Origin of the sequence: Fluviicola sp., from assembly GCF_039596395.1 — a bacterium.
In the GTDB taxonomy this organism is placed as follows: Bacteria; Bacteroidota; Bacteroidia; order Flavobacteriales_D; family Crocinitomicaceae; genus Fluviicola.
In genome coordinates, this window is sequence record NZ_JBCNJT010000005.1 from 139,713 (window position 1) to 157,228 (window position 17,516).

15 protein-coding genes and 1 rRNA gene are annotated in these 17,516 nt (G+C 43.1%); 12 read left to right on the top strand and 4 right to left on the bottom strand.

The window, feature by feature from the left end:
- The first annotated feature begins 35 nt into the window (after positions 1 to 35).
- The 7 genes from ABDW02_RS20065 to ABDW02_RS20095 all read left to right on the top strand — a co-directional run bounded on the left by ABDW02_RS20065 (position 36) and on the right by ABDW02_RS20095 (position 8,890).
- Positions 36 to 797 carry a DUF4476 domain-containing protein gene (locus ABDW02_RS20065; protein WP_343637844.1) on the top strand — a complete coding sequence of 254 codons (762 nt, stop codon included), beginning with the start codon at positions 36 to 38 and terminating at the stop codon, positions 795 to 797.
- A 215-nt stretch (positions 798 to 1,012) separates the two neighbouring features.
- On the top strand, positions 1,013 to 1,960 hold the full coding sequence (gene paaA, locus ABDW02_RS20070) for a 1,2-phenylacetyl-CoA epoxidase subunit PaaA (protein WP_343637846.1): 948 nt from the start codon (positions 1,013 to 1,015) through the stop codon (positions 1,958 to 1,960).
- Positions 1,961 to 1,972: 12 nt separating this feature from the next.
- Positions 1,973 to 2,260: a 1,2-phenylacetyl-CoA epoxidase subunit PaaB gene (gene paaB, locus ABDW02_RS20075; RefSeq protein ID WP_294674846.1), complete on the top strand. Its 288-nt coding sequence runs from the start codon at positions 1,973 to 1,975 to the stop codon at positions 2,258 to 2,260.
- 94 nt (positions 2,261 to 2,354) lie between these two features.
- Complete coding sequence (gene paaC, locus ABDW02_RS20080; RefSeq protein WP_343637852.1) at positions 2,355 to 3,104, top strand: 1,2-phenylacetyl-CoA epoxidase subunit PaaC; 750 nt, start codon at positions 2,355 to 2,357, stop codon at positions 3,102 to 3,104.
- Positions 3,098 to 3,586, top strand: coding sequence for a 1,2-phenylacetyl-CoA epoxidase subunit PaaD (gene paaD, locus ABDW02_RS20085; RefSeq protein ID WP_343637854.1), 489 nt, complete (start codon positions 3,098 to 3,100; stop codon positions 3,584 to 3,586). The genes paaC and paaD overlap by 7 nt, the downstream gene beginning before the upstream one ends.
- 278 nt (positions 3,587 to 3,864) lie before the next feature.
- Positions 3,865 to 7,854 carry a gliding motility-associated C-terminal domain-containing protein gene (locus ABDW02_RS20090; RefSeq protein WP_343637856.1) on the top strand — a complete coding sequence of 1,330 codons (3,990 nt, stop codon included), beginning with the start codon at positions 3,865 to 3,867 and terminating at the stop codon, positions 7,852 to 7,854.
- A 1-nt stretch (position 7,855) separates the two neighbouring features.
- Positions 7,856 to 8,890: a PorP/SprF family type IX secretion system membrane protein gene (locus tag ABDW02_RS20095; RefSeq protein ID WP_343637858.1), complete on the top strand. Its 1,035-nt coding sequence runs from the start codon at positions 7,856 to 7,858 to the stop codon at positions 8,888 to 8,890.
- Between the two features lie 306 nt (positions 8,891 to 9,196).
- Here the strand turns inward: ABDW02_RS20095 and pruA are convergent, their stop codons facing one another.
- On the bottom strand, positions 9,197 to 10,825 hold the full coding sequence (pruA, locus tag ABDW02_RS20100) for an L-glutamate gamma-semialdehyde dehydrogenase (RefSeq protein ID WP_343637860.1): 1,629 nt from the start codon (positions 10,823 to 10,825) through the stop codon (positions 9,197 to 9,199).
- 135 nt (positions 10,826 to 10,960) lie between these two features.
- On the opposite strand from pruA, the gene ABDW02_RS20105 reads away from it, so the two are divergent.
- The gene (locus ABDW02_RS20105) at positions 10,961 to 12,220 is read left to right on the top strand and encodes a tetratricopeptide repeat protein (protein ID WP_343637862.1); all 1,260 of its coding nucleotides are present in this window, start codon (positions 10,961 to 10,963) and stop codon (positions 12,218 to 12,220) included.
- Between the two features lie 52 nt (positions 12,221 to 12,272).
- On the opposite strand, the gene apaG is transcribed toward ABDW02_RS20105, so the two are convergent.
- Positions 12,273 to 12,665, bottom strand: a complete 393-nt coding sequence (apaG, locus tag ABDW02_RS20110) for a Co2+/Mg2+ efflux protein ApaG (protein WP_343637864.1) — start codon at positions 12,663 to 12,665, stop codon at positions 12,273 to 12,275.
- A 208-nt stretch (positions 12,666 to 12,873) separates the two neighbouring features.
- Between apaG and paaE the strand changes: the two genes are divergently transcribed.
- The 4 genes from paaE to ABDW02_RS20130 are packed head-to-tail and all read left to right on the top strand — an operon-like array spanning position 12,874 to position 16,620.
- Entirely contained in the window at positions 12,874 to 13,944 is a 1,071-nt protein-coding gene (gene paaE, locus ABDW02_RS20115; protein WP_343637866.1) for a 1,2-phenylacetyl-CoA epoxidase subunit PaaE, read from the top strand.
- 2 nt (positions 13,945 to 13,946) lie between these two features.
- Positions 13,947 to 15,020 (top strand): 2Fe-2S iron-sulfur cluster-binding protein, encoded by a 1,074-nt coding sequence (locus ABDW02_RS20120; protein ID WP_343637868.1) that lies wholly within the window; start codon positions 13,947 to 13,949, stop codon positions 15,018 to 15,020.
- Positions 15,013 to 15,684 carry an SDR family oxidoreductase gene (locus tag ABDW02_RS20125; RefSeq protein WP_343637870.1) on the top strand — a complete coding sequence of 224 codons (672 nt, stop codon included), beginning with the start codon at positions 15,013 to 15,015 and terminating at the stop codon, positions 15,682 to 15,684. Before ABDW02_RS20120 ends, ABDW02_RS20125 begins: the two co-directional genes overlap by 8 nt.
- A gap of 6 nt (positions 15,685 to 15,690) precedes the next feature.
- Positions 15,691 to 16,620 (top strand): tRNA-dihydrouridine synthase family protein, encoded by a 930-nt coding sequence (locus ABDW02_RS20130; RefSeq protein WP_343637872.1) that lies wholly within the window; start codon positions 15,691 to 15,693, stop codon positions 16,618 to 16,620.
- Here the strand turns inward: ABDW02_RS20130 and ABDW02_RS20135 are convergent.
- Together ABDW02_RS20135 and rrf are read right to left on the bottom strand one after the other, a co-directional pair.
- Complete coding sequence (locus ABDW02_RS20135) at positions 16,617 to 17,312, bottom strand: MBL fold metallo-hydrolase (RefSeq protein ID WP_343637874.1); 696 nt, start codon at positions 17,310 to 17,312, stop codon at positions 16,617 to 16,619. The genes ABDW02_RS20130 and ABDW02_RS20135 overlap by 4 nt on opposite strands.
- 84 nt (positions 17,313 to 17,396) lie before the next feature.
- Positions 17,397 to 17,510, bottom strand: a 5S ribosomal RNA gene (rrf, locus tag ABDW02_RS20140).
- Between the last annotated feature and the right edge of the window lie 6 nt (positions 17,511 to 17,516).

Consider the following 17,516-nt stretch of genomic DNA (forward strand, 5'->3'; position numbering starts at 1 on the left):
AATTTTATTGTGGTCTCTATATAAAATTCAAAGTCATGAAAAAGATCTACTTCACATTCGCACTAGTACTTATATCTTGTACACTCGCACATGCTTCTGAATTAGTTTTGCGGGTTAACAGAAATGGGCAATTCATTGTCAGCGCTTCCAGCCAAACGCAAATGAACAATGTAAACACTTACAGATTCTACAACCTTTACGGTGGAAATACGCAGGTAAAAGTGGTTGACAAAATGAGCGGCCAGGTGGTTTTCAAAAACAATCTGAATATTCCTGATAACACCCAGATGGTAGCTGAACTGGATAGTTACGGAACCCTTACAATTGTTGCCAACAATCCGCTCGGATACACCAACGGCGGATGGAGCGGAAACGGAAACGTAGGAAATGTAAACTACGGCAACAACGGAAACGGGTATTACGGCGGCGGTTATTATGGCGGAGGCTACCAGAACAATCACTGCGGAACTTACCCGAACTACCAGGGCGATGGATATTACAACCAGGGACAAAGTAATAACAACCAATATTTCAACCAGTTCCTGAGCAGTTTGAAATCAGAAAGCTTTGACAGCAACCGTTTGCAAAACGCGAAAGTATATGCTTCAAAAACAAACTTGTCTGCAAGCCAGATCAAAGACATCGCTGCAACTTTCACTTTCGACAGCAATCGCCTGGACTGGGCAAAAGCAGCATACAACAGCTGTTATGACAAAGGAAACTATTTTCTGCTGAGAGAAACTTTTACCTTCTCTTCCAGCTACAGCGAATTGCAGGACTACGTCAGTGCACAATAAACAAACCCATTTTGATGTGAACATCAAAATTTAGATCCAATAACCAATCTCAAAAGAAAAAGCGAATTACGATAGTAGTTCGCTTTTCTTTTTTCCTCAATACGCACTCTCACACTCACCCTGTTTTCCATAGCTTTTTCTTTTAGAGTGAGTGTGAAGGAGAATAGCGTAAAATTGCGCAAAATTCACTATCTTTGATTCTCATAATTAGCAATATGAAAGAACAAAATTTAGCAGATTTAGAGGCTGCGTTTAATGAAAAACTAAAGCAGGATATCCGCATTGAGCCGAAAGACTGGATGCCGGACGCTTATAGAAAGACATTAATTCGCCAGATCTCGCAGCACGCACACTCTGAAATTGTGGGAATGCTTCCGGAAGGAAACTGGATCACACGCGCTCCGAATTTGAGACGCAAAGCTGTTTTATTGGCTAAAGTTCAGGATGAAGCCGGTCATGGACAATACTTGTACAGCGCCATGGAAACATTGGGTGCTTCCCGCGAGGAAAGCATCGATGACATGCATTCAGGCAAAGCAAAATATTCTTCTATTTTCAACTACCCGACTTTAACCTGGGCCGATATGGGCGCAGTGGGCTGGTTAGTTGACGGTGCTGCAATTATGAACCAGGTTCCGTTGTGCAGAACTTCTTACGGGCCGTATGCACGCGCAATGGTTCGCATTTGTAAAGAAGAATCGTTCCACCAGCGCCAGGGATACGAGATCATGTGCACCCTGATGAAAGGTTCGGAAGAGCAAAAAGCAATGGCACAGGACGCGTTGAACCGTTTTTGGTGGCCGGCACTGATGATGTTCGGACCAAGCGACGAAGCTTCCACGCATACCCAGCAGTCGATTGACTGGAAAATCAAAAGACATACAAACGATGAATTGCGTCAGATGTTCATCGATGCAACTGTTCCACAAGCTGAATTGATCGGGCTAACTATTCCTGACAAGGATTTGAAGTGGAATGAGGAACGCGGACATTATGATTCCGGTGAAATCAACTGGGACGAGTTCTGGCAGGTAGTCAGCGGAAACGGACCTTGCAATGCAGAACGTATCGCCACCCGTTTGAAGGCAAAAGAAGACGGAATGTGGGTTCGCGAAGCTGCAATGGCTCACGCAGAAAAGAAAAAAGCAAGAAAAGCATCTTAATATTATCAAGCAATGGCAGGAAAAGATTGGCCTTTATGGGAAGTTTTTATCAGAAGTAAAGTGGGTTTGAACCACAAACACGTTGGAAGTATTCACGCAGCTGATGCTGAAATGGCTGTGGAAAATGCCCGCGACGTATACACCAGACGCAGTGAAGGAATCTCTATTTGGGTAGTCGAGTCTTCCCAGGTATTTGCTTCTGACCCTGCAGATTCGGATGCATTGTTCGAACCGGCTAACAGTAAAATCTACCGTCATCCTACTTTCTATGAAGTTCCTGATGGTGTCGGACACATGTAATTTATTGGATTTTAAGACTTTAAGACAATAAGATCTCAGGACTTCATAAGTCTCTTCTTAACATTCTAAAGTCCTACTATCTTAAAATCAAAATATGAACAACTTATTTACATATACCTTACGCATAGCTGATGACAGCTTGATTTTAGGGCAGCGTCTTTCGGAGTGGTGTGGCCACGGACCGATTATCGAGGAAGATATTGCTTTGACCAATATTGCCCTGGATTTGATCGGACAGGCTACCAGCTTATTGGAGTACGCCGCACAAGTTGAAGACAAGGGAAGAAGTGCTGATGACCTGGCTTTCTTAAGATTTGAAAACCAATATTTCAATACCCAATTGGTGGAACAAAAAAACGGGGATTTCGCCGTGACAATTGTCCGCCAATGGATCTTCGACTCTTTCAGACTTCCGTTTTATGAGGCCTTACAGCGTTCTGCAGACAAACAACTTGCTGCTATCGCTGAGAAATCTTTGAAAGAAACGAAATACCATTGGAAACATTCTTCGGAATGGATCATTCGTATGGGAGACGGTACGGAAGAATCCAACAAACGGGTAACAGATGCTCTGAATCTGCTTTGGAAATTTTCAGACGAACTGTTTTACATGGATGATGTGGACCAGGAATTGATTGCACAGGGAATTGCCATCGACCTGGAAACATTGCGTCCGACATTTAATGAGCGCATTCAATATGTGTTACAGGAAGCAACACTTTCATTACCGGATTCGAAGTGGAAACTGAATGGCGGAAGACTGGGAAGACATACCGAACATTTCGGACATTTATTGGCAGAAATGCAATACATGCAACGCGCATATCCAAACATGGAATGGTAAATGAAACGACCATATGGAATTATTTAGAAGAAGTACCGGATCCTGAAGTTCCGGTACTTTCGGTTATTGACCTTGGTATTGTCCGTGCGGTAAAAGTGCTCTCGGAAACCGAAGTTGAAGTAACCATCACTCCTACTTATTCAGGTTGTCCGGCCATGAATTACATCGAAAAAAACATCCTGGAAGTTCTCCATGAGAAAGGAATTGAAACCGTTCGTTTTCATACGGTTCTTTCTCCTGCATGGACTACTGATTGGATGAGCGAAGCCGGGAAAGAAAAATTATTGGCTTATGGAATTGCTCCTCCGGTAAATGAAGCAGACAAGTTGATTTTGTTTGGTGATGCGCCGGTTGTAAAGTGCCCGCAATGCGGTTCTGAAAACACCAAAATGCTAAGCCAATTCGGAAGTACGGCCTGTAAAGCGCTCTATCAGTGCAATGACTGCCTGGAGCCTTTCGACTATTTTAAATGCCTGAGATAAGTTCAAAAATTAAAGCATTTTTACCAATGTGTTATTTGTGGTTTACGCTTCGTAACTGACAATATTCAACTAGTGGATTATCAAATATTTATTATCATTAATGCGTATATTTGCGCCGATTGATTAATCGACTGCACATTTATGATGACGATACTTACCCGTACGCAAGCTATTGAATTGTTATTGAGCAAGTTATCACTTCGCGAAAAAATGGCAGGCATCAATCGGCAAATCATCTCAATTACGCATTCACATTCCGGACTTAATTTTTTCATCGTATGATCAGATTAAGTTTCTTATTAGCAGCTTTTTACTTATTCCTGGGGCATTCGATCTTTGCTCAGGTTCCGGCATCTCCGCCGGCAGGAACAACTGTGTCGTTAAGTTCCGCCAATCCTTCAGCTTATGCTTTAACCGGTGGATTGACCTATTCGTACACCAATTCTGCCTGGCCTGCTTTTAATACAAATTGTTACGCATTTACATTGAATGACACACTATTCAGTGCGATAAACGGGTTCAATGCAACTCCTTCGGGAGGACCGTGCAGCGGTATGTCAAACCTGGTATACAATGCAGGAATGTCAAATCTTGCTGCCGGAATCATTGTTTATACCGGTACTACCAGCTACCGTTATCAAAATACTTCGAGCGTGTTTGTGACCAATGGTTCCGTTCCGGTTCGTGCCACGGTGAATTTTTCTTCCCCGGTTATTTATTATCCGAACAATACTTTTGTTTTACCTGTAACCGGAAACTTTTCCTATTCTGTTTTGATGGAGAGTTTTTCTCCGACAGACGCGCAATACATCAGCGGATCGGGAAATACCTGGGTACCTTCCAAAACCTTGTTTAACAACATGGTTACGGCGTCCAATAATTCGATATGTGTCAATTTTACTCCCGGAAATTTCACCCTGAATACCGTCTCAGCTAGTACTGCTCCAACCGGAATTATTTGCCAGGGCGGAAATATTCAATTGACAGGAGGAGGAACAGGAAACAACCTCACTTTCAGCTGGACAGGACCGAACAGCTTCACCAGTACCAACTCAAGCCCAAGCATTAACAATGCGAGTTCCAGCAATTCCGGTACTTACTCATTAACTGCGACTGATGATATCGGTTGTCCAAACACGGTTCAGTCCGTAATTACCGTTCAACAGGGACCTACCGCAACTGCCGGCGGAACCTCGGTCATTTGTGTAAACAGTTCGGTTACAGTGAGCGGGGCAACTTCTTCTAACGGGACGATTTCCTGGACCCATAACGGAAGCGGATCTCTTACCAACGGAAATACCCTGACCCCGACTTATACTCCGGCTTCTTTTGATGCGGGACAAACGGTTGTTTTAACGCTGACCACAACCAGCAATAATTCCTGTGCGCCGGCTTCAGCGCAAGCCACTTACAACATTATTGTAGAGGGAAATCCCATCGCAACCGACGGAGTTACCAGTTCCGTCTGTTCCTCCAGCAGCTTTACGATCACTACAGCCAATGCCCAATACGGGACGATCAGCTGGACCCACAACGGGAACGGAACATTGACAAATGCAACTACCGCTTCTCCGACTTATACCCCAAGTATATTGGATAATGGCAACACGGTAATCCTAACCCTTACTGTTACCAGCAATAATGCCTGTGCACCTGCAACCGCGCAAGCATTCCATGTTTTAAATATTACACCCTTACCACAAGCTGTTTCGGGCGGTATCGCAACGGTTTGTCAAAACAGTTCCCTGACAGTTACAGGTGCTATGGCCAATTATGGAACAATCAGCTGGAGCCACAACGGAACCGGATCGTTAACCAATTCAACGACCATTAGCCCGACATACACTCCGAATGCCGGTGATTTGGGAAATATCGTCACACTTACTTTAACCGTTACGAGCAACAACGCCTGTGGAACGGCAAATGCCACCGATGATTTTTCGATCACCGTGCAAGGCTTGCCAACAGCTACCGTGGCTAACTCTTCCACGATTTGTTCCAATTCTTCCGTTACAGTTTCAGGTGTAACGGCTTCCAACGGAAACATCTCCTGGACGCACAACGGAAACGGTTTCATTACAAATCCAACTACTTTAACCCCGACTTATACGCCATCCGTATTGGATGCCGGAAACACGGTTTCGCTGACCATCACCGTTTCGAGCAACAATTCCTGTGCGCCTTCATCGGTTTCGGCCATTTACTCGGTAACTGTGAACCACTTGCCTACAGCAAATGCAGGCAGTAGCGTAACAATTTGCGAAAGTAATCCTTACACCGTTTCCGGGGCTTCATTCAACTACGGAACAGCAAACTGGACCCACAATGGTTCCGGAACGATTACCAATGGAACCACTGCATCTCCGACTTATACTCCCAGCCCTGCTGATGCCGGAAGTTCCGTCATATTACTTTTGAATGTTACGAGTAACAACGCCTGTGCACCAACTGTCACTAGCAGCCAGCTGATCTTGACCATACAACACGCACCTGTGGCGCTTGCAGGAGGAAGTACTACTGTTTGTGTGACTTCCAATGCGCCTGTAACCGGAGCAACAGCAACTTTCGGATCTATAAACTGGACCCACAATGGCGGTGGTATACTTACCAATCCAACCACCTTGGGCCCTGTTTATCAACCGGTGGCGTCCGACGTTGGAAATACGATCACATTGATACTTACCGTAACCAGTACAAACAGTTGCGCCCCTCAAACGGCATCTGCGGCTTATACTATCCAAATTGATCCGTTGCCTGTTGCTGTTGCGGGTGGATCTTCAACCATTTGTGCCAATGGCGGCGGAACTGTAGACGGTGCTTCTGCAAGTAACGGAACCATCAACTGGACAAGTGACGGTTTGGGTTCTATTTCGGATCCGACCACCACATCTCCGACTTATTTTCCGAATGCAACAGAGATAGGAAGTACGGTAACTCTGACCATGGAAGTCACGAGCAATAATACCTGCATTCCCGCAACCAGTTTCGCTACTTATACCTTTACTATCGACGGACCGCCATCCATTCAAATGGCCCATATTTTAGATACACTTTGTCCGGGAGCTACTAAAACAATCGGGGGAATCACGACCCAATACGGAACTCCTTCCTGGACCCATAACGGAACCGGAACATTGACCAACGCAAACACTAATTCTCCAACTTATACCGCCGGACCGGGAGATTTAGGAACGATCGTAACACTCACACTGACCGTTGCAAGTAACAACGCATGTGCTCCTGAAACAGCATCTTCTTCGGTCCAGATCTATGTAGAAGCAAGTGCGAATATCCCCAATATCAATCTGGTTGAACTGAAACACGTACTTTGCTATGGAGATCACACCGGAAAAGTTGTTCTCAACGTGACAGGAGGCGCTCCTCCCTACTCATTTGACTGGAGTTCCGGTACAACAACCCAGAATTTAACAAACGCTACCGCAGGTGTTTACTTTGTAGACATTACAGATAAACATGGGTGTTTTGCTTCCGACACATTCAAGATCAATCAACCAACCGAACTTATTGATTCTCCATCTATTGTTCCGGTAGACTGTTCGGGAGTAAATGAAGGAATAATAAGTGTTTCTGCATCAGGAGGAGTTGCCCCGTATTCGTATTTCTGGCCGGCTGTCAATAGCAATGAACAGGTTCTTACCGGAGTTCCTGCCGGTAATTATACCGTCAACATTACCGATTCAAACGGATGTGTACTCACTGAAACACTCACTTTAGGAACAGACGGCAACCTGACTGTGGAAGCCACGCCGGATGCTATCAGTGTTAATATCGGAACTGAAATTCCTTTTACGGCTACCGGTGCTGCTACATACGAATGGACGCCTGCTGAATATTTATCCTGTGTGGATTGTGAAAATCCGGTTTGTATTCCTTCCACTTCAAACAACTATATCGTAACCGGCTCAGACCCGAATGGCTGTACAGGAACAGATACTGTTTTGGTTACCGTTTATGTAGATTGTCACAATTTGACTTTGCCGAATGTGTTCTCTCCCAATAACACCGGTCCGGAAGTCAACAACACTTTTGGATTATTGGGAACACTTCCCTGCCTGGAAACATACCAGTTACTGATATTCAACAGATGGGGAGAACAGGTTTTTGAGACACAGACTACGGATTTGCAATGGGATGGAACTTTTAAAGGGAAGCCTCAAAATTCGGGAGTTTATTTCTACCGGTTGGATATGAAACTGGTAGGTGGTGAAGAAGTGAAGAAATCCGGTAACCTTACTTTAGTCAGATAATATGAAAAAGCTACTTGTTTACTTATTTCTTCTGACACAGGTTGTTGCTAAAAACGCTTCAGCGCAGGATAATCATTTTGCTCAAACGGAATATGCCCCGATGCTGTTAAACCCAGCTTTGACAGGAGCTTTTTCACACATGCAGCTTATTGCAAATTACCGGAACCAATGGAACAGCATTGCTTCTCCTTACCAAACGATCGCTGCTTCTTTTGATGTGAGATTACAGCGCAGAGATGCGGACAACAATAGTTTTGTTGCTTTGGGGATCAACTTTTTCAATGATGTTGCCGGAGACATGAAGGTTACAACAAACCAGTTTAACCTGGATCTGGCTTACCACATCAAAATGGGCCGGTATAGCGTATTGCGAATTGGTCTTTACGGCGGAATGAACCAACGTATTCTTGATCCGAACCGTGGAAACTGGGCAAGCCAGTTTGATGGTGATGGGATTAATACCAATATCGGCAGCGGAGAGAATTTCGGCTCCTACAATCACGTATTTATGGATGCAGGTGCAGGGATTGTCTATACGTTCCGCAAGATGAAGTATTCGGTCAACAACAATATCAATAACAACGTGAATTTCGGCCTGGCGGTTTACCATGCCAATCAGCCTTCTTCTTCTTTCATTTCTTTGCCGCAAGACAAGTTAGCTATGCGCATCTCGGGATTCATCAACAGTTCTTTCAATATTCAGAATACCCCATTAGCAGTGCAACCTGCGGTTTATGTACAGATGCAGGCTAAGTATTCGGAAATCCTATTCGGAACTTACCTGCGTTATAATATCCGGGAGTCTTCGCATTTCACCGGCTCAATCAAACCTGTAGCAGCAGCGCTTGGTTTATTCAGCCGCTATAAAGATGCTTTCGTAGCAAAGGGATATTTCCAGTACCACCAGTTCTCGGTTGGCTTGGCTTATGATTTCAATCTTTCCCGTTTGACGCCGGTTTCAAAATCGCGCGGAGGATTTGAGGTTTTCCTGCGGTTCAATCTGGATGACCGGTTGAATAATCCTTCTCTTTGGTGATAATACCACATAGGTACATAGAACACAGAGGTTTTGATGCATTGGAAATGTAATGGAACTGTTTTCAAAACGAGTTGTAATATGCTATAGCAGGTATTTATCGATCAGCCGCGGCTGATCTCTTGTTTCACTCCGCTCTCATTTTATTTTGACCACAACTTGTTCCGATACTTCAGGATAGCAACATAGGTCACATAGTTTTCTATGATAAAGTTTTTTCTATGTGTGTGCTATGTACCTATATGATCTATGTGGTAAAATAAAAAAGGGCATCTTTCGACACCCTTCTCTTCTATTTATTTTGTTTTATCCTAAGAACGGATATTTGTAATCTGTCGGTGGAACGAACGTTTCTTTGATCGTTCTTGCAGATACCCAGCGCAACAAGTTCATTGCCGCTCCTGCTTTGTCATTCGTACCGGAACCTCTTGCTCCTCCGAATGGCTGCTGACCAACAACTGCCCCGGTCGGTTTGTCATTGATGTAGAAGTTTCCTGCTGCATTTTCCAACGCCTTAGTAGCAAACTGGATCGCATAACGGTCATTCGACATGATGGAACCTGTTAATGCATATTCGGAAGTTTCGTCCAGCAATTTCAAAGTTGCTTCGAATTCATTTTCCGGGTAAACATAGATGGTCAAAACCGGTCCGAAAATCTCTTCTACCAATGTTCTGAACTTTGGATTTGTTGTAACGACAACCGTAGGCTCAATGAAGTAACCTTTTGATTTGTCGTAAGAACCTCCAACGATGATCTCCGCATCTGATTGAGACTTCACATAATCAATGTATCCTGAAATTTTGTCGAAAGCGCGCTCATCGATCACCGCATTGATGAAATTCGAAGAATCTTCCGGCGACCCCATTTTGAAGGATTTCACCTGGTTTACCAAGATTTCTTTTACATCCGGCCACAAATTAGAAGGAATGTATGAACGGGAAGCAGCAGAACATTTTTGTCCCTGGAATTCAAATGCTCCACGTGATAATGCAGTTGCTACTTCAGCAGCATTTGCACTTTTGTGAACCATTACGAAATCTTTTCCTCCTGTTTCTCCTACGATGCGCGGATATGCTCTGTAATTTTCGATGTTATTTCCGATCTCTTTCCACAAATGACGGAAAACTCCTGTAGAACCAGTGAAATGTAATCCTGCCAGATGCTTGTTCTTAAAGATCACATCTCCTGCAACTGGCCCGTCAACAGAGATCATATTGATCACTCCGTCAGGAACACCCGCTGCACGGAATACTTCCATAATCACTTGTGCAGAATACATTTGAGATTCAGCAGGTTTCCAAACGATTACGTTCCCCATCATTGCCGGTGCAGCACATAAGTTTGCAGCAATCGATGTGAAGTTGAAAGGTGTAAGAGCAAAAACGAATCCTTCCAGCGGGCGGTATTCCAATCTGTTCCACATTCCCGGTAAAGATTCCGGCTGGTCTTTATAGATTTGAGTCAGATACTGAACATTGAAACGGAAAAAATCGATCAACTCACATGCAGCATCGATTTCAGCCTGCATCACGTTTTTGGATTGCCCTAACATGGTTGCAGCGTTCATTTTATTTCTGAAAGGCCCTGCCAATAAATCCGCAGCTTTCAAAAAGATAGCAGCACGTTGTTCCCACGGCAGGTTTGCCCATTGCTCGCGCGCATCCATTGCAGCATCGATCGCTTTGGAAACATGAGATGCATCTCCGTAATTGAAATGTCCCAACACGTGTTTGTGGTCGTGTGGAGGTGACATCGGTTTTTTATTGTTTGTACGAACCAATTCCGAACCAATGTACATCGGTACATCGATTGGTTCCTGGTTCAACATTCTTTGATATTCAGAAATCAAAGCCGTATGCTCTGGACTTCCCGGAACATAAGCCTTTACCGGTTCATTGATTGCTTTCGGAACCGTAAATAACGCGTTTGACATAGTATACATTTTTGCATTACAAATGTACGCATAATGCTCGGAGTTCAACAATCAGATTGATGCGATATTATTGAACTTCCATCGTTATTTAAAAGATTTGTTCTTATGTTTGGGTGATTGTTATTTAAACACACTATGAAGACTTCTGCTGCCATTATTCTTTTTACCATCAGTTCTCATTTTTGGTCATTCACCCAATCCTACGGCGATTCACGGAAACAATGGAAGCTGCTGAATAACGGAAGCGAAACCGAACGGATCGAAGCAGCAAAAAAACTCAGTCTTTATTATCAATCGGAATCCATCGACTCTTTGAGAATGGTCGGTGAAACACTTTTCTTTTATGGGATCGACAATCATTATCAGCCGGCTATTGAATTCGGAAAAATTACCCTTGCCGAATTTTATGTCATGAACGGCCGTATCAACGACGGAATCGTGATGGCAAAAGCAACGCTTCCACGACTACAGGAACGCGGAGATATGGCCCTTCTGACCAACGTTTGTAAGATTATTTCGTCTGGTTACCGGAAACTCGATGACGGGAATTCCTCCATGCTCTGGGCGAAAAAAGCGATCACTTACAACCGGAGCAATACAGAATCACGCGATAAAACCGAAGGAATGATCTCTTTGGCAGAAGCTTATTTACTTCAAAATAAGGAGAAGCAAGCCATTGAAACTTACAAAGACTACATTTCACGAGCCTCCAAATCCAAAAATTACCGCGGTTTGAGTACGGCTTATGCGCGCTTGGGAGACATTTACCGCATTTCGGAAAAATTCAGTTTGGCCGAGAAGTTCTTCAAAGTATCTTACCAGATGGCACAGAAAACAAACCTGACTTCCCCGAAAGCACATGCCTTGAATAACCTGGCAATCGTATATTTTGAAAAGGGTGATACGACCAATGCCCGGCTGCACTTTCAAAAAGCATTGGAATTAAGGGAATCGGTCAATGATGTGAAATCGATTTCCGAAAGCCTGTACAATATGGGTGATTATCATTTTTACATCGAACAATATCAGAAAGCGCTTTCCTGGTATCAGAAATCAGCGGACCTCGCCAAAAAAGACGGGCTTTTGAAGGAAGAAAAAGATGGTTTCCTGGCAATGGCAAGGGTTTACAAAGAGTTGCAACAATTTGACGAAGCCACCGGATACATGGAAAAAGCATTGGCAATTTCAAACGAACTGAAACTGCGGCAAAATGCAGATGACGAAGACCTGACCAACCTGCAACATGAAATCTGGCGAACAGATTTTGAAGAACAGAAGACAGCAGAAATTAAAAAAGAATCTTCCTTTTGGGTTTACATGCTTTTAATTCTTGCAGGAGCTTTGGGAATTACGGTGGTGCTTTTGGTGTTTAAGCTGAAGAAGAGCGGGGAATAAAAAATGCTCAAAGAGGTTCAATAAGTTTAAGTGGTTATTTTGAACGTTTGATTTAATTCAATTTTCCCGGGAAATTCAATTGAAAAACAGGAATATCCACTTTGAAAAGCTGGCCTGTATCCATGTTTTTGAACGTATAGAATCCATGCATGGAACCCATTTCGGATTTCAATTCGCATCCGCTGGTGTATTGGTATAATTCTCCCGACTCCAGAATAGGTTGTTGACCAACAACTCCCTCACCACTTACGTGCATGGTAGGATTCAAAGAATCAAAAATAAACCAATCGCGGTGAAGCAATTGAACGGTGAATTGATTTTGGTTTTCAATATCAATTCGATAGCTGAAGAAATAGCTTGAGTCCGTTGTTTGAGAAACATCTGCCCGAAACTGAGTCGAAACCCGGATCAAAACTCCTTCCGTAAGCGCGGTAATCTGTGTCATAATTTAAAGACTTGTGACGAAGAAAGTTAGTAACTTAAATTAAGACCGACAAATTTTTCACATTTTTTATTGAACGAAATTCATAAACAACAGCTTTTCAATGGATTCCAAAATTTAACTTATAATGGCTCGAAATGACGAAAGTCACTCGAAATATGTGGCCTCCAAGCCGAATTAAATTCTATTTTTGTATTCAAAAAATTCAGAAATGACTCCGAAGTTTCATCCTTTAGTTGTTCAAGATATCAGAAAGGAAACTGATGACACTGTTTCCATTGCATTTGAGATTCCATCCGAACTGACTGACGAATACCAATTTATTTCCGGTCAGTACATTACGATCCGTAAAATCATCGACGGTGAAGAATTGAGAAGATCATATTCGATTTGTGCTACACCGCATGACGGTGAACTGAGAGTTGCTGTTAAGCGTGTAGATGACGGTCGTTTTTCATCGTGGGCAACATCGGATTTGAAAGTCGGGGAAACGTTGGATGTGATGACACCAAGCGGACATTTCCAATTGGTTCCTGATATTGCGGCAACCCGGAATTATGCACTTTTTGCGGCGGGAAGCGGGATCACTCCGATCATTTCGATTGCAAAAACTATCCTGGCAAACGAACCGATGAGTACTGTCACACTGGTTTACGGAAACAGAGGTTTTGCAAGCATCATTTTCAGAGAAGAATTAGAAGCATTAAAAAATAAATTCATCAACCGTTTTCAGCTGATCCATGTTCTAAGCCGCGAAAGTTTGGGAAATCCTTTGCAAAAAGGGCGTATCGACAAAGAAAAGGTGGAATTGATCGGGCGGACTTTGCTTCGCGGAGAAAACATCGATGCGGTATACAGCTGCGGACCGGAAGAAATGATCCACGCTGTTAAAAACGCCATGATGGAATCCGGAGTTCCGGAAAACAAGATTCATTTTGAACTTTTCGGAACAAAAACAGCCGGTTCACAGGCAAAAATTGTAGTGCCGAAAGACCAGGACGTACTGGCAAAAGTGACTATCATTTTGGATGGAGACCGTATCGAAGTAGATTTGAACACTGCAGGAACATCTATCCTGGAGGCAGGTTATGCAGCAGGTGCAGATCTGCCGTTCGCTTGTAAAGGCGGCGTTTGCTGTACGTGTAAAGCGAAAATTATTGAAGGAAGTGCAGTAATGGATGTCAATTATGCACTGGAGAAAGATGAAGTGGAAGCAGGTTACATCCTAACTTGCCAGGCTCACCCGACCTCCGAAAAATTAACAGTATCATTTGACGATTAATTATGGGGTTATTTTCCAAATTCAAAAAAGATTCCGGGGCGAAAAAAGTTCGTTCGGGAATGGTTACGGTAGCAAATAACGAACGTATCACAGCTGTTGGAAGCCGGATTCATTTCGAAATTCCTGCGGATTTAAAAGATCAGTTTGTGTATGAGCCCGGGCAATATATCAATGTTCATGTAACGCTGAACGGAACAAAACACACGCGTTCCTATTCTATTTGCAGCGGACCGAATGAGAAAAACCTGGCAGTTGCAGTAAAAGCAATTGACAAGGGATTGGTTTCAAACTATTTGGTAAACGAATTAAAAGCAGGAGATCAGATTGAATTGGATTTTCCCATGGGAAATTTCAAATTGGATCAAAAGGCTCCAAACATTGTCTGTTTCGCAGCAGGAAGTGGTATTACACCATTTATGTCTTTTGCCAAATCATTGGGACAGAACCAAAAAATGCGTTTGATCTACGGAAATTCCAAAATGGATACGGCATTTTTCATGGATGAAATCAAGGCATTTCCGAACGTTAATTCTACTTTTTTCTTCAGTCAGGAGAAAAATGAAGGGCATCAGGAAGGAAGATTGGACAAGCACCACGTCAGTGAATTGATTAAAGCAGAATTACCCCTTTTGAGAGCCGACGGATTCTACATCTGTGGCCCGGAAGAAATGATCATGGGAATCCAGGAAGTATTGGGGGTTTTTGGAGTTCCAAAAGAAAAGATTCATTTCGAATTGTTTACGACTCCTGTTTTGATGAAGCAGGAAGAAACTACGGTTGTCGGTACTTTCACCGGCGTTTCCCAGATTAGCGCTATTCTCGACGGAGAAATTCAGCGCATTGAGTTGGCTACAAACGGAAAAAGTATCCTGGATGCCTTGGATCAATCCGGAATGGATGTTCCATATTCCTGCAAAGGAGGTGTTTGCTGTACCTGTAAGGCAAAAATCCTGGAAGGAAGTGCCCAGATGAACATCAATTACGCTTTAACGGATGAGGAAGTGAAGGAAGGGTATATTTTGACCTGCCAGGCACATCCGACCAGCGAAGTTTTAAAATTGGATTTTGATGTCTGAAAATGTCCTCGTAATCGGAGCTAGCCGCGGAATCGGTAAAGAATTGGTTAAGCAATTTGCCGACAAGGGGCTTGAAACATTTGGTTTTGCCAGAAGTCTGCAAACCCGTTCTGAAAACAATATCCGTTACATTCATCTGGACCTTTTGAGCCCGACCGTTAAATCGGATTTCGAAAAGGCTATTTCCGGAATTGATCAGATCGATTACCTGATCCACAATGCCGGTTTTATAGCTGTCAAACCATTCCTGGAATTAACCCGCGAAGACATTCACAATTGTTACCAGGTAAACGTCATGTCAGTAATGGAAATTACGCAGATCTGCATCCCGAAAATGAAACCGGGCGGGCATATTGTCATGATCTCTTCCATCGGAGGTTTCCAGGGAAGCTCAAAATTCCCGGGATTAGCAGCTTATTCGACCTCCAAAGCCGCTTTGGTTTCACTGACAGAGTTATTGGCTGAAGAATTCAAGAATTCGGGAATCGCAATCAACTGTTTATGTTTGGGAGCAGTTCAAACCGAAATGATGGAAGAAGCCTTTCCGGGATACAAAGCTCCGCATCAGCCGGATGAGATTGCAGCATTCATTGTAGATTTCGCCCTGAATAACGGAAAGTACTTTCATGGGAAAATTATTCCTGTGAGTGTCTCCAATCCTTAAGAACTTATGCAATTAGCCTTAGCGCCTTTGCAAACATATACCGATTATCACTTTCGAAATGCACACCTTGCTGTCTTTAGTGGAGTCGATAAATTCTATGCACCCTATTTAAAATTAAACAATGACGGAACGATTAAGAACGCTCCGAAAATCGATATTCTTCCGAAGAACAACCCACATGTTGCTGTTATTCCACAACTCATGGCTTGCAGCGAACCCGAATTCTTTATCATGGCTGATTACATCGAATCGCTGGGATACACGGAATTAAACTGGAATATGGGATGTCCTTATCCGATGGTCACCAACAAAAACCTCGGTGCCGGAATTTTAAATAAACCTTCTGAAATCTTTCAGCTCTTCGACACTATTTTCCCGAAGCTCAAAATGGGCCTAGGAATCAAAATGCGTATGGGATTGGAAAGTACTTCAGAAATACTGGAAATCCTTCCACGTTTAAATGATTATCCACTAACAGAGATCATTATTCATGCGCGTTATGCGAAACAGCTGTATAATGGCAGCTGTGATCACGAGCGCTTCCTGGAATGTATTTCCCTGACGAACCATCGATTGACTTACAACGGCGACATTGAGTCAAAAGAAGACTTTGATGACTTGCAAGTGAGATTTAAAGGAATTGAACATTGGATGATCGGAAGAGGAGCGATGAAAAATCCGAGCTTGTTTGAAGAAATAAGATTCGGGATAGTAGATCCGGGAGATCTTTACCGGGATAAATTAGCTCGTTTTTCGGCACATTTAACCGATAGTCTATTGGAATGTAACCCGGATAGAGGGTATGCTTTAAGCAAAATGAGATCCTATTGGGAATATTTATCCGACGGGCTTTCAGACGGAAAACAATTATACCGCAAATTAAAGAAGAGTAAATCGATAGAAGAATTCCATGGATTTCTTGCTGAAATGCTTTAAAAGGAAATACTTTCATTGGCTTTCAGGTAGGTCACAAAATCGGCATCCGTTACATAATGCTTCACCGCCAGTTTTTCTACAAAACCCTTTCCCAATTTTTGTTCATCGTGTGTTGAAAGGAATAATTTCGCTCCACATTGTTTGTAAAGTAATTCCGCTTGTTTAATTCCCAGGTTTACGGTACCTCCCAGCCAAAATGGTAAATGGTAACGGGTTGTAGTAGTGATCAACACGTCCGCTTTCGGCAAATTGGCCGCTTTAGCACCATGCGGAGCGAATAAAACACTTCCTTCTTTCGAATCGAATAGGTAGGCGCTGTGTACAAGGTCCGATAATTTTCCCGGTTTGTATTCCCTGATTGGTAAAGGAGCATCCTGCAACGGTATCAAATGTTTAAAATGATTCCATTTTGCTATCTTTTTCAAAATACTTTTCTTCGCTATAACAGGAACTGATGAATCAAACTGAAGCAGGGTTTCTTTGTTGCAATGATCCGTAAACCGATTTGAAATGAACAAATAATCTACAGCAGGTAAACTTGAAACGGGTGGTTGCGGACTTTGATGAAATTGCTCACTGAATAAACGATGTCCATCGATCTGAGAAGCAGTAAACCACGGATCAACCATGATTTTAAGTCCATTCAGTTCCCATAACCAGGAACAATCATCGTTTAGCTTTTGAAATTTCATCTCATCGAATTTAGGTATTTAATCTAAATAGCAAAGTTACTAACAACAAAAAAGCCCCATCAGTAAACTGACAGGGCTTATTAAAAGTGGCATCGACTTACTCTCCCACCCTCAAAAGGGCAGTACCATCAGCGCTAACGGGCTTAACTTCTCTGTTCGGAATGGGAAGAGGTGGACCTCGTTGCTATAGACACCTAAAGCTAT

Excerpts from the sequence above, each read along its gene's own strand:
- ABDW02_RS20065 (WP_343637844.1), top strand. The coding sequence starts at position 36 with ATGAAAAAGATCTACTTCACATTCGCACTAGTACTTATATCTTGTACA.
- paaA (WP_343637846.1), top strand. The coding sequence starts at position 1,013 with ATGAAAGAACAAAATTTAGCAGATTTAGAGGCTGCGTTTAATGAAAAA.
- paaB (WP_294674846.1), top strand. The coding sequence starts at position 1,973 with ATGGCAGGAAAAGATTGGCCTTTATGGGAAGTTTTTATCAGAAGTAAA.
- paaC (WP_343637852.1), top strand. The coding sequence starts at position 2,355 with ATGAACAACTTATTTACATATACCTTACGCATAGCTGATGACAGCTTG.
- paaD (WP_343637854.1), top strand. The coding sequence starts at position 3,098 with ATGGTAAATGAAACGACCATATGGAATTATTTAGAAGAAGTACCGGAT.
- ABDW02_RS20090 (WP_343637856.1), top strand. The coding sequence starts at position 3,865 with ATGATCAGATTAAGTTTCTTATTAGCAGCTTTTTACTTATTCCTGGGG.
- ABDW02_RS20095 (WP_343637858.1), top strand. The coding sequence starts at position 7,856 with ATGAAAAAGCTACTTGTTTACTTATTTCTTCTGACACAGGTTGTTGCT.
- pruA (WP_343637860.1), bottom strand. The coding sequence starts at position 10,825 with ATGTCAAACGCGTTATTTACGGTTCCGAAAGCAATCAATGAACCGGTA.
- ABDW02_RS20105 (WP_343637862.1), top strand. The coding sequence starts at position 10,961 with ATGAAGACTTCTGCTGCCATTATTCTTTTTACCATCAGTTCTCATTTT.
- apaG (WP_343637864.1), bottom strand. The coding sequence starts at position 12,665 with ATGACACAGATTACCGCGCTTACGGAAGGAGTTTTGATCCGGGTTTCG.
- paaE (WP_343637866.1), top strand. The coding sequence starts at position 12,874 with ATGACTCCGAAGTTTCATCCTTTAGTTGTTCAAGATATCAGAAAGGAA.
- ABDW02_RS20120 (WP_343637868.1), top strand. The coding sequence starts at position 13,947 with ATGGGGTTATTTTCCAAATTCAAAAAAGATTCCGGGGCGAAAAAAGTT.
- ABDW02_RS20125 (WP_343637870.1), top strand. The coding sequence starts at position 15,013 with ATGTCTGAAAATGTCCTCGTAATCGGAGCTAGCCGCGGAATCGGTAAA.
- ABDW02_RS20130 (WP_343637872.1), top strand. The coding sequence starts at position 15,691 with ATGCAATTAGCCTTAGCGCCTTTGCAAACATATACCGATTATCACTTT.
- ABDW02_RS20135 (WP_343637874.1), bottom strand. The coding sequence starts at position 17,312 with ATGAAATTTCAAAAGCTAAACGATGATTGTTCCTGGTTATGGGAACTG.